The organism is Candidatus Rokuibacteriota bacterium (assembly GCA_030647435.1).
Classification (GTDB): domain Bacteria; phylum Methylomirabilota; class Methylomirabilia; order Rokubacteriales; family CSP1-6; genus AR37.
In genome coordinates this window covers 1-12,862 of the sequence record JAUSJX010000054.1, presented here as the reverse complement: position 1 = coordinate 12,862, position 12,862 = coordinate 1, and the positions used below count along the sequence as shown (strand labels likewise).

Here is a 12,862-nt window from a genome sequence, read left to right as displayed (position 1 = left end):
CCGCGTGGACTCTTCGACAGTAGGCCACGCTAAATGGCCCCGGAGGCTCACCTTCACCGCCGGCCTCGTGGCGCTGGCTTTGCTCCTCGCCTTCCCGCTGGTGTTCACGCTCCCCTACCCGCGGGATGTGATGATCCGCATCTTCCTCTACGCCATGCTGGCCACGGCGTGGAACGTGCTGGCGGGCTACTGTGGCCAGATCTCGCTGGGGCACGCGGTGTTCTTCGGCACGGGCGCCTACACCTCGACCGTGCTCGTCAAGACGCTCGGCCTCACGCCGTGGGCCGGGATGCTGGCGGGGGCGGCGCTGGCCGTCGCGCTCTCCCAGGTGATCGGCTATCCCGTGTTAAGGCTGCGCGGCCACTACTTCGCCATCGCGACGATCGCGGTGGGCGAAATCGTCCAGACCCTCATGATCAACTGGGACTGGGTGGGCGGGGCGCGCGGGCTGTTCATCCCCATCGACCGGACGGGCTCTCTCCTCGCCTTCCAGTTCAGGGACAAGCAGGTCTACTACTACATCGCGCTCGGACTCTTGCTGCTGGCGCTCTGGGTCACACGGCGCATCGAGCGCTCGCGCACCGGCTATTACTTCCGCGCCATCAGGGAAGACCAGGACGCCGCCGCGAGCCTGGGCATTCCGGTGGCGCGCTACAAGCAGCGCGCGATGGCGGTCTCGGCCGCGCTGACGGCTTTGGGCGGGACGTTCTACGCCCAGTACATCCTCTTCATCGACCCCGAGTCGGTGCTGCCGCTCTCGCTCTCGATCCTGATCTGCCTGATCGCCGTCCTGGGCGGGGTGGGCACGCTTTGGGGGCCGCTCATCGGCGCGGCCATCCTGGTGCCGCTGGGCGAGGCGACGCGCATCTACCTGGGCGGCACAGGCAAGGCCATCGACCTGCTCATCTACGGCTTCCTGATCATGGTCATCTCGGTGATCCAGCCCGGCGGCATCATGGCGCTCGCCCAGCGCGGGCGCCGGCGGACCGGTTGATGGACCGACCCCCTCGCCTCCACCCCCCTCACCCTGCCCTCTCCCCCAGTGGGGGAGAGGGAATGTTGCTGGACGTTCGCGGAGTGACGAAGCGCTTCGGCGGCCTCGTCGCCAACAACGACATTTCCTTCCAGGTAGGCGCGGGGGAGCTCGTGGGCATCATCGGCCCCAACGGCGCCGGCAAGTCCACGCTCTTCGACCTCCTCACGGGCTTCCAGCCGGCGGACGCGGGCGAGGTTCTGCTGGACGGTCGCCCCATCACGCGGCTCCGCCCCGACGAGATCAGCCGGCTCGGAGTGGCGCGCACCTTCCAGAAGCTCAAGCCGTTCACACAGATGACCGTGCTCGAGAACGTGATGGTCGGCGCCTTCCAGAAGACGGCCGATCCCGCGCGCGCCCGCCTGCAGGCGCTCGAGGCGCTCGAGCGCGTCGGGCTCGCCGACAAGGCGGAGGCGCACGCGCGCGTGCTCTCCACCGGCCAGCGCAAGCGCCTCGAGCTGGCCCGCGCGCTGGCGACCAAGCCGCGCCTCCTGCTCCTCGACGAGATGACGGGCGGCGTGGATCTCCGGAGCATCCCGGGACTCGTCGCGCTCGTTCGCGAGCTGAACGCCGCGGGCACGGCGCTGGTCGTCATCGAGCACAACATGGGCGTGATCATGGACGTCTCGCGGCGCATCGTGGCGCTCCACCTGGGCGAGGTCATCGCCGACGGGCCGCCCGCTGCCGTCGGGCGCGAGCCGCGCGTGATCGAGGCCTACCTCGGGCAGGCCTATGTCCGTTGACCCCGCGGGCGGCACCGCGCTCGAGGCCCGTGGCCTCGACGTCCTCTACGGCGACTACCAGGTCCTCTGGGATGTCTCCTTCCGCGCGCGCCGGGGCGAAGTCGTGGCGATCCTCGGGCCGAACGGCTCGGGCAAGTCCACGCTCATGAACACGCTCTCAGGGCTCGTGCGGGCCCGCGCGGGCGAGATCCGCCTCGGAGACCGGCGCATCGACGGCCTGCCGCCCCACAAGATCGTGGGGCTCGGCCTCGCCCACGTGTTGGAGCGCCGCCGGCTCTTCCCGTACCTGACCGTGCGCCAGAATCTCCTGCTGGGCGCCTATCACCCAGGAGCCAGAGCGCGCCGCGAGGAAACGCTGGCCGACGTCGAGGCCCTCTTCCCGCACCTGAGAGAGCGGCACAGCCAGATCGCGGGGACGCTCTCGGGAGGCGAGCAGCAGATGGTCGCCATCGGCCGCGGCCTCATGGCGCGCCCCGCGCTCCTCATGGTGGACGAGCCCTTCCTGGGGCTGGCGCCGCGCGTGATCGAGCAGATCGCGAAAGTCCTGACCGCGATCAACCGCGAGCGCGGCACCACGGTGGTCTTCATCGAGCAGAACGTGGAGCTGGCGCTCCGCATGGCCCACCGCGGCTACATCCTCGAATCCGGGCGCGCCATTCTCGAAGGCCCCTCGGCCGACCTCCTCGCCTCCTCCGAGGTGAAGCGCATCTTCCTGGGCCACTAGCAGGCGGCCGATAAGGGCCCATCTGCTTCGTTGGCGCCCTCGGCCGCACGCTCGTGGCCGTTCGAGCTGAGGGGCGGAGCCCCGAGGCGAGGGCTGAGACAGTCGTGCGGTTTGTCTGCGGAATCAACTCAGCCCTCGTCTCACGACGGCATACGCCGTCGTTCAACTCGAACAGCGGGGCGCCGCCTCGCATCTGGACCCTTCTCGCCCGCCTGCGGCCGACTTCACTCCTCTTCCGTCCCGTCCTTCCCCCGCGTGATCAGCCTGATGGGGCGATCGTAGAAGACGTAGTTCCACGCCCACGAGATCAGCACAACCAGGCGGTTCCGGTAGCCGATGATGTAGTAGAGGTGCACGAAGAGCCACACGAACCAGCCGATGGGCCCCGTGAACGAGAGCGGCCCCACCTGGGCGACCGCGGCGTGGCGGCCGATCGTGGCCATGATGCCCTTGTCGCGGTAGCGGAACGGCCGCAACGGCTGCTGCCGCTCCAGCCGGACGATCGCATCGGCGACATAGCGCCCCTCCTGCATCGCCTGCGGCGACATCATCGCGAGCTCCCTGCCATCCTGGGTGGCGCCCGCCACGTCCCCGATCGCGAAGGCTCCAGGGCAATCCGGGATCCGGAGGCACTCGTCCACCGCGATTCGCCCAGACGGGGTGCGCCGGACGTCGAGTGCCGTGTCGAGCTCCGCGGGTTTGACCCCCGCCGCCCACACGAGGGTCTGCGCGGCGAGGGTCTCGCCGCTCGAGAGTGTGATCCGCCCATCCGTCACGTCCAGCAGCCGCGCGCCGAGCCGGACCTCGACGCCGAGCCGCTCGAGCCGCTTCCGCGCGTCCTCCGAGAGGGCCGGGAGGAAGGCCGGCAGCACGTGATCGAGCGCCTCGATCAGAATCACGCGCACGGCGCGAAGATCGAGCTCTGGGTAGTCCCGGACCAGCACGCGGTGGATCAGCTCGGAGAGCGCGCCGGCGTACTCCACGCCGGTCGGGCCGCCGCCCACCACCACGAACGTGAGCCAGGCTCGCAGGGCCGCATGGTCCGTCTCGCGGGCCGCTCCTTCGAATGCGCGGATGACGTGGGTCCGGAGCGCCACGGCCTCGGGCAGGTCCTTGAGCCCGTGCGCCGCCCGCTCGACCGAGATCATCCCGAAGAAGTTGGTGGCGCTCCCCGTCGCGATCACCAGGCAGTCGTACGGAAGCCGGCCGCCGTCGGCCGTCTGCACGACTTTCGCCTCGACTGCCACGCCGGTCACCTGGGCCGCGCGGAAGCGAACGTTGGGTGAGCCCCGAAAGACCGTCCGCACCGGGTAGGCGATGTCGCTCGGGTTGAGCAGGGAGCTGGCGACCTGGTAGAGCAGCGGCGTGAACAGGTGGTAGTTGTTGCGGTCGATCAGCAGCACGTCCACCGGCGTGCCGGAGAGACGCTGCGCGCACTGGAGGCCGGCGAAGCCGGCGCCGACGATGACGACCTTCATGGCGCCGATCCTGCCAAATCGTCAGGGGCAGGTCAAACCGGGCCCTCGCCGACGGGCGGATCCGCGCTTCAGGTAACCAAGATGGGCGTAGCGGCGATCCGGGATCCGGCCAGGGCGGGCCGCGCGGGCGCGGGCGGGCGAGCGAAGGGCGAGCGGTAGTCGAGCGCCTCGCGGACCTTCCGCACCAGCAGATCTGGAGTGAACGGCTTGCCGATGAAGGGCGCGCCGGAGTGCAGGAGCCCGTACTGGTCCATCACCTCGGTGGTGTAGCCGGACATGAAGACCACCTTCGTCTCGTGCCGCGTGCGCGTCAGCCGCTCCGCCAGCTCGGGCCCGGTCAGGCCGGGCATGACCACGTCGGCGAGCAGGGCGTGGATCGGCCCCGCGTAGCCCTCGGCCAGCCGCAGCGCTTCCTCGCCGTCGGCGGCTGTCAGGACGGTGTAGCCTCGCGCCTCGAGGATGTCGCGTGCCAGGGCGAGAATGTCGGGCGCGTCGTCGGCCACCAGGATGGTTTCCATGGGAGACCTTTCTGCCGGACGGCTCATGAAAGCCTCCGGGCGTGACCGAGGGACATGGGGCGCGGCAGGGCGCCGGTCATCGCGCCCTCCGCCACTGCTCGAGCTCGCGCGCCACCACCGTGGTGCGGCAGTCCGGGCAGATGCCGTGGCTGAAGGTGGCGTGGGAGTGCTCGCTGATGTAGCTCTCCAGCTGTTCCCACGAGTTCTGGTCGTTGCGGATCTTCTTGCAGTAGGAACAGATCGGCAGCATGCCCTGCAGGCGCGTGACCTCGGCCAGCGCCCGCTCGGCGACCTGGCGCGCGGCGCCCTCGGCGGCGTACAGCGAGGCGTTCCGGATGGCCAAGGCCGCCTGGGCGCCGAAGCTCTCGAGCAGACGCTCGTCCTCGGGATCGAGCTGAAACGGCTCGCGGCCGTTGAGCGTCAGCACGGCGAGCAGCACTCCGTCCAGGATGACCGGCACGCCGAGGAAGCTGCTGAGCCCATGGCGCCGCCACCAGTCCAACGCCACGAACCGGCCGTCTGTGAACGCGTCGGGCACGTTCAGAACCCGACCGTGGCGCGCCACCCAGCCGAGGACGCCCTGGTCGAAGCTCAAGGTCCTCACCGGCCAATCGGCATCCATAACCGGATCGGAGACATTCACAACCTCGAGCGTCCTCTTCTCTTCGTTCGCGAGCCAGATGGACGCCACCGCAGCGCCGGGCAGCTGGGCGGCCGCCTGGACGATTTCGTGCAGCACTCGGTCGCTCTCGAGCGAGCTCGAAATCAGCCGGTTGAGGCGCGTCACGGTCTGAAGGTGGGAGACACGATCCTCGAGTGCCGCGTACAGCCGCGCGTTCTCGATCGCGATGGCGGCCTGATGCGCGAAGGACGTGAGGATCGTCAGCTCTTCCGGGTCGAACGCGCGCGGCGCGATCGTCTTGAAGACGAGCACCCCGAGGACGGTACCGGCCGCCTTGATCGGCAGCCCGAGGTACGCCACGATCCCGGCGGCCCGGTCACGGTCCGGGATGGAGTTGCGGAGGTCGTCCACAACGTCCGCGACGTAGATCGGCTCGCCGCGCTCGGCTACCAGCCCGGAGATGCTCTGCCCGAGTTCCAGCTCGTAGCCCGGCGGGAACGTGTCCCCCATGTGGGCGGCCAGCCGAAGAGTCCTCGAGCCTCGGTCCCGCAGCATGATTGTCACGTGGGGAGCGCCCGAGATGCGGCTCGCCTCCCCGATGAGTCGCGTGAGGATATCCTGCAGATCCAGTCCCGCCATCACCACCTGTCCCGCGCGGACCAGGGCGCCCAGCTGCTCCTGACGGACCCGGAGGTCCCGGGTTTGCGCGGCGACCTCGATCTCGAGACTATCGGACAGGCGCGTGTAGCGCTTCACCATGAGGTACGTGAGCCCGATCGCCATGGTTACGAAGGCGTAGTCGAACACGCGGATGCTCTGGATGTGCCGGGCCGCGTGCAGGGAGTCGTTGAGGGCGCCTGCGATGTAGGCGCTGAAGCCCACCAGGAACACCCGCCGCGCGCCCCGATCGAGCTGCTTGGCCCTCCAGATGACCGTAAAGCAATAGACGAAGACCGCCAAGGCGTACGGGACCAGGAGAAGCATCAACGGCCCCGGGACCGACGCCCAGTACTGGCCGCCGAGCCGGTCGGTCCGCTGATAGATCTGATCCGTCGCGATCAGATTCGTCAGCATGGTCACCAGGACCAGCACGGCGTTGAGCCCGCCCAGCAAGACGATCGACCGCCGGGAGCACCGCCCACGCACGAGGGTCTGGGTCAGCCCGACCAACACGAGGATGAGCAGCAGGGCGCACACCCACGCCAGGCGCGAGCCGAGCACGACGCGCTCGGGATCCACCGACGAGAGCTGGACGTAGTGGCTGACCAGGTACGAGCCGGTGATGGCGCACCAGCCCGCCGCCCAGACATGGAGGGTGTCGCTCCGGCGGTGGAGCCAGACCCACAGGTTGTAGAGGGCGCCGGCGCTTACCGCTCCCAGCATGAGGAACGTGAGCATCGGCGGCAGCGTGGAGAACGCGTTCATGGGGCGCAGCCGGCGGCGCCTTCCTGGCAGATGATCAGGCTGCGCGGCTGCATTTGGCAACCTTGGATGCCCGACTCGAAGCGGACGTCATTCCCCAGGTGGGGCCGGCCCTCGGCAAAGAGCCGCCCCTCAGCTCCCGCGCACCCCAAGAGCAGCGGGCCCGCCGCCCCCAGGCGATCCATCGAAGCTGAATCCTCGACCCCAGAACTTCGCTCATATCACGCTCCTCAAGGACTCTGGCTGCATCGCGCTCTGGTCTCGTACTCCAATAGGGCAAGGGCGATGCCAACGGCGGCGTGGCGTAGCGTCGGCGGCGACGGCAAGATAACCCGAGCGTTTTCAGAGGTTTAGCGAGCACTCAACACAGGCGGCGTCAAGCCCGGGTCAGTGGGAGGGTGTTTGAGCCGGAGCCCGCGCGAGCTCTATGGACGGCCGACCATGGTGGGCGAACCATAAGGAACCCAGCCGGCGGGGGCCGGGCCGGGCGCCAGCTGGGGAGGAACTCCCGCGCCAAGATCTTGAAGCGCTTCATCTTGGCGTGCAGCGTGGTGGAGTTGGTTTGCAGAACCTGCGCGGCCAGGCTCTTGTTGCCCTTGGCCGAGGCCAGCGCGCGACGGATCGCCTGTGCTTCGGCCTCCACCACGGCCTGCTCCACCAATTCCCGCAGCGAGTGAACACCCACGGCCTGCGGCGCCGGGGGGTGGCCGGCCGGGACGTGGAGCGTGGCGGCATGGCCGGCCGCGGACAAGCTGAGCTCGGGCGTGCTGTCCATCGCGCTACGGGTGGAAAGCGCCTTCGTGGGCGTGCCGCTCCTCGTGGCGCAAGCAGCGCTCATCGCCATTCGCACAAACGACGCTGCAGTTCCGCCGTCGCTCAGACCGAAAAACTTTCGTACCGACCTTCAATGTGGCGATCATGTCGGCTGTCCTTTCTTCGCGTCGTCCACCCCGTGCCGGCGGTGGCACTACTCAAGAGAGGCAAAGCCGGTGCCAACGGCATCGCCCCGCACGGCGGCGGCCTTCCCGTCACAGATTGTCTTGAGCAAACGCGGCCTTGGCGAAGCGGCGCCGGCGGCGAGCGGGCCGGCGCCCCGTCGGGAAGGCCGGGCGGTTCTAGCGCGGGCGCGAGGACTGTAGCGGCGAGGTTATAGCGAGGCGACCAGATGGCACCGGGGGCGCTACGCGTCCTGGAAGTCGCGCGCGGAAATGCCGTAGCGCTTCATCTTGGCGTGCAGCGTGCTGTAGTCAGTGCGGAGCAGACGCGCCGCCTGACTCTTGTTTCCCTTCGCGGCTTCGAGCGCCTGGCGAATGGCCTGCCGCTCGGCGTCGGCGGTCGCGACCTCGGTCACCTCGCGCAGCGACAACTCCCCGCTCACGGTAGGCGCCTCGACATCCGGTTGCCGACCCCCGCCGGGCGCTCCCAGGGGCGGCAGGAACTCGGGCGTGATCAGATCGGTGGCGAGGAGCGCCGCCTTCCGGATCACGTTCTTCAGCTCGCGCACGTTGCCGGGCCAGTCGTGAAGACGCAGCAGCTCCATCGCGTCGTCCGTGATGCCGTGCACGGGGCGGCGCAGCTCCATGCTGACCTCGTCGAGAAAGCGGCTGGCCAGGTGGGCGATGTCCTCCCGCCGGCTGCGCAGCGGGGGCAGGCTGATGCCGAACTCATTGAGCCTGTAGTACAGGTCGGGGCGGAACCGGCCGGCGCGGCTCGCGTCCTCGAGGTCCACGTTCGAAGCGGCAATGATGCGCGCGTCCACCGGCACCGGGCGCGTCGCGCCGAGGGGCGTGACCTGCCGCTCCTCGAGCGCGCGCAGCAGCTTGGCCTGGGTGGGCAGGGGCAGGTTGCCGACTTCGTCGAGAAAAACGGTCCCGCTGCCGGCAGCCTGGAACCGCCCGTCCTTGCGGTGCACGGCGCCCGTGAAGGCGCCCTTCTCGTACCCGAAGAGCTCGGACTCGACCAGCGTCTCGGGGATCGCGCCGCAGTCCACCGCCACGAACGGCTTGTCGCGGCGGGGACTCTGGTTGTGGATCGCGCGCGCCACCAGCTCCTTACCCGTGCCCGTCTCGCCCTGGATGAGCACCGTGAAGTTCGAGCGGGCAACCTGGGCGACCTGCTGGATCACCGACTCGATGCCGCGGCTTCCGCCCATGCGTTCGGCCAGGGAGATTCCCTCGCCCTGACTCTTGAGCTCGTCGATGCGGGCCAGCAGCTCCCGGCGCTCGAGGGCGCGCTTGACCGTGAGCAGGAGCAGCTCGGGGTCGAACGGCTTGGTCAGGTAGTCGTAGGCGCCGAGCTGCATGGCCCGGACGGCCGTCGGGACGTCCATGTAGGCCGTGCACATGATGACCGGGACGTCCGGCGCGATCCGCTTCAGCTCGGGGAGCGCCTCGATGCCGCCCTGCCGGGGCATGATCACGTCAAGGAGAATCACCGCCGGCCGCTCGGCCTGAACCGCAGCCACCGCCTCGGCGCCGTCGCCGGCCTCCTGGGTCTCGAATCCGGCGGCGGTGAGACACTCGCCTAGGACGGCTCGGATGTCGGGCTCATCGTCCACCACCAGTATCTTCACGCCCACTTTTGTCCTCCCCGGCTAGGATACGAGCTTCGGCTTCGAAATGACAGAAACAGGTCAATCCGGCCCTCCGAGGGGGGCACGGCCGAGGACGCTCCGTGGCGTGCGAGCCCCTCCGTCCCTCTGTGCTATGCTTGCCGTCAAGTTTCAGGGTGGGCGGCCACGCCCCCTGGGCGGCGGCTTCACGAGCGAGGGGGGAGTCAAACCACGTGGGCTTGCTGAGGCTCCTGTCGCGCATCTGGGACGCGATCACCAGCTTCACGCGTCCGCCCAATGCCGCCACGCTCTTCCGGCGCGCCGATCTCTACCGCCAGGAAGGGCGCTTCGAAGAGGCCGCCGAGCTGGTCGCCCACGGGCTGCGCTTGGCGCCGAACAACGGTGTCGGCCACCTCCTCTCGGCCTACCTCCACCTGGCCTTCCGCCAGATCGGCCCGGCGAAGAGCGAGTTCCAGGCGGTCCTGGCCCTCGACCCGTATCATCCGCGGGCGCTCCTGGGACTCGCCAAGATCGCGCTCGAAGAGCGTGACCTCGCCGCCTGCCGCCCCTTTCTCGACAAGGCCCTCCAGTACTACCCGGACTTCCCCGAAGCCAGGGCGCTGCAGGACATGGTGTCGAGCTGGACGATGACGCCGGCGGCCGCGGGCCAGCGTCCGGTCTACGCGGGCCCGCCGATCCAGGTGGAAAAGCTCAAGCCGCCGGCGGGCGGGCGAGAGTTCGTGCTCACGCAGGCCGACGGCACGCTCGTCTTCTCCCAGCAGGGCGACAAGGACGCCGAGGATCTGGCCGGCCACGTCACACAGGTCTACCGGATCGCTTCGGCGACGCTCCAGCGGGCGGGGCTCGGCGCGTTGAGGCGCGGCATTGTCCAGGCCGCCACCGAGACCACGTTCTTCCGGACCAATGACCGCCTGATCCTCGCCCTCAGCTTCCCGCAGGACGTCAAGGTCGGCTTCGGGCTGCTCGAAACCGACAAGCTCTGGACCAACTCGCTGCGTGAGCTGGGAGTCCGCGCGTGAGCGCCGAGCCCGCGGCCCCACGGCCCGCGTCCGCGCGGGCGCGCGAGTTCCGGCGCATCCTGGCCGAGATGCTCAAGATCGACCGCGTCCGCGGCGGGCTCGTGGTGGCCGCCGACGGCCTCGTCATCACGTCGAGCCTGCCCCGCGGCGTGGCCGTCGAGCCGCTGGCGGCGCTGACGGCCACGCTCGGGCGCGAGCTCGAGGTCGGCGCCGACCGGCTGAAGCGGACCCCCTTCCACACGGCGCTCTTCTCGGCGGACGACGGGACGGTGTTCCTCGGCTCGAGTCCGGTGGGCTTCGTGGTCGTGCTGGGGGATCGCGAGGTCAACGTGGGCTTAGTGCAGTGGGCGCTCAGGAAGGCGCTGGCCACGCTCGAAGGCGCCTGGGGGCCGCAGAGCCAGATCCCGGCCACCCCCGAAGACATATAGCGGCGCCTGTCGCCGCACCCGTAGCCGCGCTTGCGGCCGCGGGGCACTCCCGTGATACTCCCCCGTCAGGGCTTCTTCGGCTCGCCGAAAGTGGTCCGCGATTCCTCCGTCGTCAGCGGCGTCGACAGATCACCCATGCTCCTGGGCTTGGCGCGCGACTCGGTCAGGATCTGCCCGATGGCGGTCGCCGCCTCTTTCGCGAAGAGGCGCACCATGCCCACCGTCGTCCGCTCGCCGAAGATCGCCAGCAGGATCGCCTGGTCGTCGACGGTGGAGACGTGCATGCTCTCCTTGTTGCCCTGGTGGAAGAGCACGGTGAACTCCGTCTCGCCCAGCAGCTGGGCCAGGGCGCCCGTCGAGCTGAAGGCGCCGGCCGCCAGGGCCGAGATGGACACGGTGTCGAGCGCCCGGTTGGCGCCGGTCGCCGCCAGGAGCTGGCCGCTCCGGTCGATGAGCAGGGCCTCGGTGGCGCCGGACTCACCGAGGAACGTCGTCAGGACCGCGTTGATCTTCTCCGCGTCGCCTTCGTGGATGACCACGTCATGCAGTCTCACGGTGCTCCCCCTTTTCATGACCGAACTCGCCCACCAGGACCATGCGGGAGACGGTGTTGAGGGTGTCGAAGACCCCGTCGCCATTGACGGCCACGGCCTCGAAGGACGGAACCCGCCGGGCCCGCCGGTTGAGGAGAAACTCCATGTAGTCGAGCGGCGCGATGTTCTCGAGGTCGCGCTTGTTGTACTGGATCACGTAGGGCATCTCGTCCAGGCTGGTATTGTACTCGCGCAGGTTCTCCTCCATGTTGCGGAAGCTCTCGACGTTCTCGCGCAGCCGGTCCCACTGCGAGTCGGCCACGAAGACCATCCCGTCCGCGCCCCGCAGCACCAGCTTGCGCGTCATGTTGTAGTAGACCTGCCCGGGCACGGTGTAGAGCTGGAACTTGGCCGTGAAGCCCCGCACGGTCAGCGCGGAGACGGGCAGGAAGTCGAAGAAGAGCGTCCGGTCGTCGCCGGCCGCGAGCGAGATCATGCTGCCCTTGCTGCCGTCCGGCAGGCTCTTGTGGATGTGCTGGAGGTTGGCGGTCTTCCCGGCCACTCCCGGGCCGTAGTAGACCACCTTGAAGTTGATGACCTTCTGCGCGTAGTTGATGATCGCCATGGTGTCCTCAGGCCGCGCCGAGCCGCGCCGCCGCCCGCTCGACTTGCAGGCGCGCGAGCCCCGGCCGGCCCGTGTCGGCGCCCCCCACGACGAGGACCGTCGCCGGACCCGCGGCAGACGGCAGCCGGCGGATCTCGAAGCGCTCTCTCCCCGAGCGGAGGACGGCGGAGTGGAAGGATCCGAGCGGTCCCGCCTGGGAACCCTGCGCCATGGCCTGCGCAAGCTCCCAGGCGAACGGCGCCAGCTCAGCTGCCGACGCGCCCGGCGGGACGAAACAGTGTATGAGAACGCCGCTCGTGGGCTCGCGGTACGACTGAGCCGTCAGAGGCCCGAAGGCTTGGAGGTCCTCCGCGGCGGCGGCGGCGGCGGCGGGCGGCGGCGCGGCGTCGAACCTCGCCGTCATTGAAACGGCCTGGGGAACGGTCTGGGGGACGGTCTGCCGACTCTCAGCCGGTGAGGGAGGCTCATGAGCGGCCGCCGCGCGCCGCGCGAGTATCTCGAGACGGGCCAGCGGGCCGCCCGGGCGCAAGCCCACGGCGAGCGCCGTGCCCGTGGTCCATCCGGATCCGACAGGCGTGAGCACGAGCGTGCCTCCGACTCCGCGCAGGGTCGCCTGTTCGACGGGCCGCGGCGCCCGGCGCGCGATGACGGGGCTCAGGAGGCCGGCCGCGGCGACCACCGCGCTCCCGGCAAGACCGGCCGCCGAGACGCTGATGATCGCGAAGTCGCCGACCTGGACCTCGTCGAAAGCCGCGGTCTCCCACGGAGCCATGAGGACGGCGAGCTTCTCGGCATTCCCCTGCGGCTTGGCGACATAGCGCGTCTCGATGGCCGGAGCCTGGACAGGCGCCTCGGCTGCCACCGGCACTGGCTCCGGCGCCCTCTCGACCTCCAGTAGGACGGGCGGAGCCGGGAGCGTCACGCTCGCCGGCTCGGCAACAGCCGGTGCAGGCGGCGCTTCCCACCCCAGCGGCTTGAACGGCACGGGGAAGCTCTCGATCCCCGGCACCTCCACCGGCCCTCGCCCGATCGACGCCGCAAACACTTCCGGCGGCAGCTGCCGCACGATCTCGTCCAGCGGCAGCAGCAACCGCCCGTTCACGATCCGCTCCTTCACCACCGCCGGCGCCACCGCGAACACCGCC

General features: G+C 69.6%; 13 protein-coding genes. 5 read left to right on the top strand and 8 right to left on the bottom strand.

The window, feature by feature from the left end; all coding sequences use genetic code 11:
- Nucleotides 1-4: 4 nt before the first annotated feature.
- The 3 genes from Q7W02_09695 (at nt 5) to Q7W02_09685 (ending at nt 2,500) form a co-directional block, all read left to right on the top strand.
- On the top strand, nt 5-994 hold the full coding sequence (locus Q7W02_09695; protein MDO8476449.1) for a branched-chain amino acid ABC transporter permease: 990 nt from the start codon (nt 5-7) through the stop codon (nt 992-994).
- Nucleotides 995-1,056: 62 nt separating this feature from the next.
- Nucleotides 1,057-1,776 (top strand): ABC transporter ATP-binding protein, encoded by a 720-nt coding sequence (locus tag Q7W02_09690; GenBank protein ID MDO8476448.1) that lies wholly within the window; start codon nt 1,057-1,059, stop codon nt 1,774-1,776.
- Nucleotides 1,766-2,500, top strand: a complete 735-nt coding sequence (locus Q7W02_09685) for an ABC transporter ATP-binding protein (protein MDO8476447.1) — start codon at nt 1,766-1,768, stop codon at nt 2,498-2,500. The genes Q7W02_09690 and Q7W02_09685 overlap by 11 nt, the downstream gene beginning before the upstream one ends.
- Nucleotides 2,501-2,724: 224 nt before the next feature.
- On the opposite strand, the gene Q7W02_09680 is transcribed toward Q7W02_09685, so the two are convergent.
- The 5 genes from Q7W02_09680 to Q7W02_09660 all read right to left on the bottom strand — a co-directional run bounded on the left by Q7W02_09680 (nt 2,725) and on the right by Q7W02_09660 (nt 9,118).
- Nucleotides 2,725-3,978 carry an NAD(P)/FAD-dependent oxidoreductase gene (locus Q7W02_09680; GenBank protein ID MDO8476446.1) on the bottom strand — a complete coding sequence of 418 codons (1,254 nt, stop codon included), beginning with the start codon at nt 3,976-3,978 and terminating at the stop codon, nt 2,725-2,727.
- Nucleotides 3,979-4,046: 68 nt separating this feature from the next.
- Nucleotides 4,047-4,496 carry a response regulator gene (locus Q7W02_09675; GenBank protein ID MDO8476445.1) on the bottom strand — a complete coding sequence of 150 codons (450 nt, stop codon included), beginning with the start codon at nt 4,494-4,496 and terminating at the stop codon, nt 4,047-4,049.
- Nucleotides 4,497-4,572: 76 nt separating this feature from the next.
- Entirely contained in the window at nt 4,573-6,543 is a 1,971-nt protein-coding gene (locus tag Q7W02_09670; GenBank protein ID MDO8476444.1) for a GAF domain-containing protein, read from the bottom strand.
- 373 nt (nt 6,544-6,916) lie between these two features.
- The gene (locus Q7W02_09665) at nt 6,917-7,378 is read right to left on the bottom strand and encodes a helix-turn-helix domain-containing protein (GenBank protein ID MDO8476443.1); all 462 of its coding nucleotides are present in this window, start codon (nt 7,376-7,378) and stop codon (nt 6,917-6,919) included.
- Between the two features lie 342 nt (nt 7,379-7,720).
- Nucleotides 7,721-9,118: a sigma-54 dependent transcriptional regulator gene (locus Q7W02_09660; protein ID MDO8476442.1), complete on the bottom strand. Its 1,398-nt coding sequence runs from the start codon at nt 9,116-9,118 to the stop codon at nt 7,721-7,723.
- Nucleotides 9,119-9,324: 206 nt separating this feature from the next.
- Here Q7W02_09660 and Q7W02_09655 point away from each other — a divergent pair, with 206 nt between their 5' ends.
- Together Q7W02_09655 and Q7W02_09650 are read left to right on the top strand one after the other, a co-directional pair.
- Complete coding sequence (locus Q7W02_09655; protein MDO8476441.1) at nt 9,325-10,131, top strand: tetratricopeptide repeat protein; 807 nt, start codon at nt 9,325-9,327, stop codon at nt 10,129-10,131.
- On the top strand, nt 10,128-10,559 hold the full coding sequence (locus tag Q7W02_09650; protein MDO8476440.1) for a hypothetical protein: 432 nt from the start codon (nt 10,128-10,130) through the stop codon (nt 10,557-10,559). The genes Q7W02_09655 and Q7W02_09650 overlap by 4 nt, the downstream gene beginning before the upstream one ends.
- A gap of 65 nt (nt 10,560-10,624) precedes the next feature.
- Here Q7W02_09650 and Q7W02_09645 read toward each other — a convergent pair whose 3' ends face one another.
- The 3 genes from Q7W02_09645 to Q7W02_09635 all read right to left on the bottom strand — a co-directional run.
- Nucleotides 10,625-11,113 (bottom strand): roadblock/LC7 domain-containing protein, encoded by a 489-nt coding sequence (locus tag Q7W02_09645; protein ID MDO8476439.1) that lies wholly within the window; start codon nt 11,111-11,113, stop codon nt 10,625-10,627.
- Nucleotides 11,100-11,717 carry a gliding-motility protein MglA gene (locus Q7W02_09640; protein MDO8476438.1) on the bottom strand — a complete coding sequence of 206 codons (618 nt, stop codon included), beginning with the start codon at nt 11,715-11,717 and terminating at the stop codon, nt 11,100-11,102. Before Q7W02_09640 ends, Q7W02_09645 begins: the two co-directional genes overlap by 14 nt.
- A gap of 7 nt (nt 11,718-11,724) precedes the next feature.
- Nucleotides 11,725-12,862: hypothetical protein (locus tag Q7W02_09635; protein ID MDO8476437.1), on the bottom strand; the 1,138-nt coding region annotated here is incomplete at its 5' end.

Excerpts from the sequence above, each read along its gene's own strand:
- Q7W02_09680 (MDO8476446.1), bottom strand. The coding sequence starts at position 3,978 with ATGAAGGTCGTCATCGTCGGCGCCGGCTTCGCCGGCCTCCAGTGCGCG.
- Q7W02_09640 (MDO8476438.1), bottom strand. The coding sequence starts at position 11,717 with ATGGCGATCATCAACTACGCGCAGAAGGTCATCAACTTCAAGGTGGTC.
- Q7W02_09665 (MDO8476443.1), bottom strand. The coding sequence starts at position 7,378 with ATGAGCGCTGCTTGCGCCACGAGGAGCGGCACGCCCACGAAGGCGCTT.
- Q7W02_09675 (MDO8476445.1), bottom strand. The coding sequence starts at position 4,496 with ATGGAAACCATCCTGGTGGCCGACGACGCGCCCGACATTCTCGCCCTG.
- Q7W02_09690 (MDO8476448.1), top strand. The coding sequence starts at position 1,057 with ATGTTGCTGGACGTTCGCGGAGTGACGAAGCGCTTCGGCGGCCTCGTC.
- Q7W02_09685 (MDO8476447.1), top strand. The coding sequence starts at position 1,766 with ATGTCCGTTGACCCCGCGGGCGGCACCGCGCTCGAGGCCCGTGGCCTC.
- Q7W02_09670 (MDO8476444.1), bottom strand. The coding sequence starts at position 6,543 with ATGAACGCGTTCTCCACGCTGCCGCCGATGCTCACGTTCCTCATGCTG.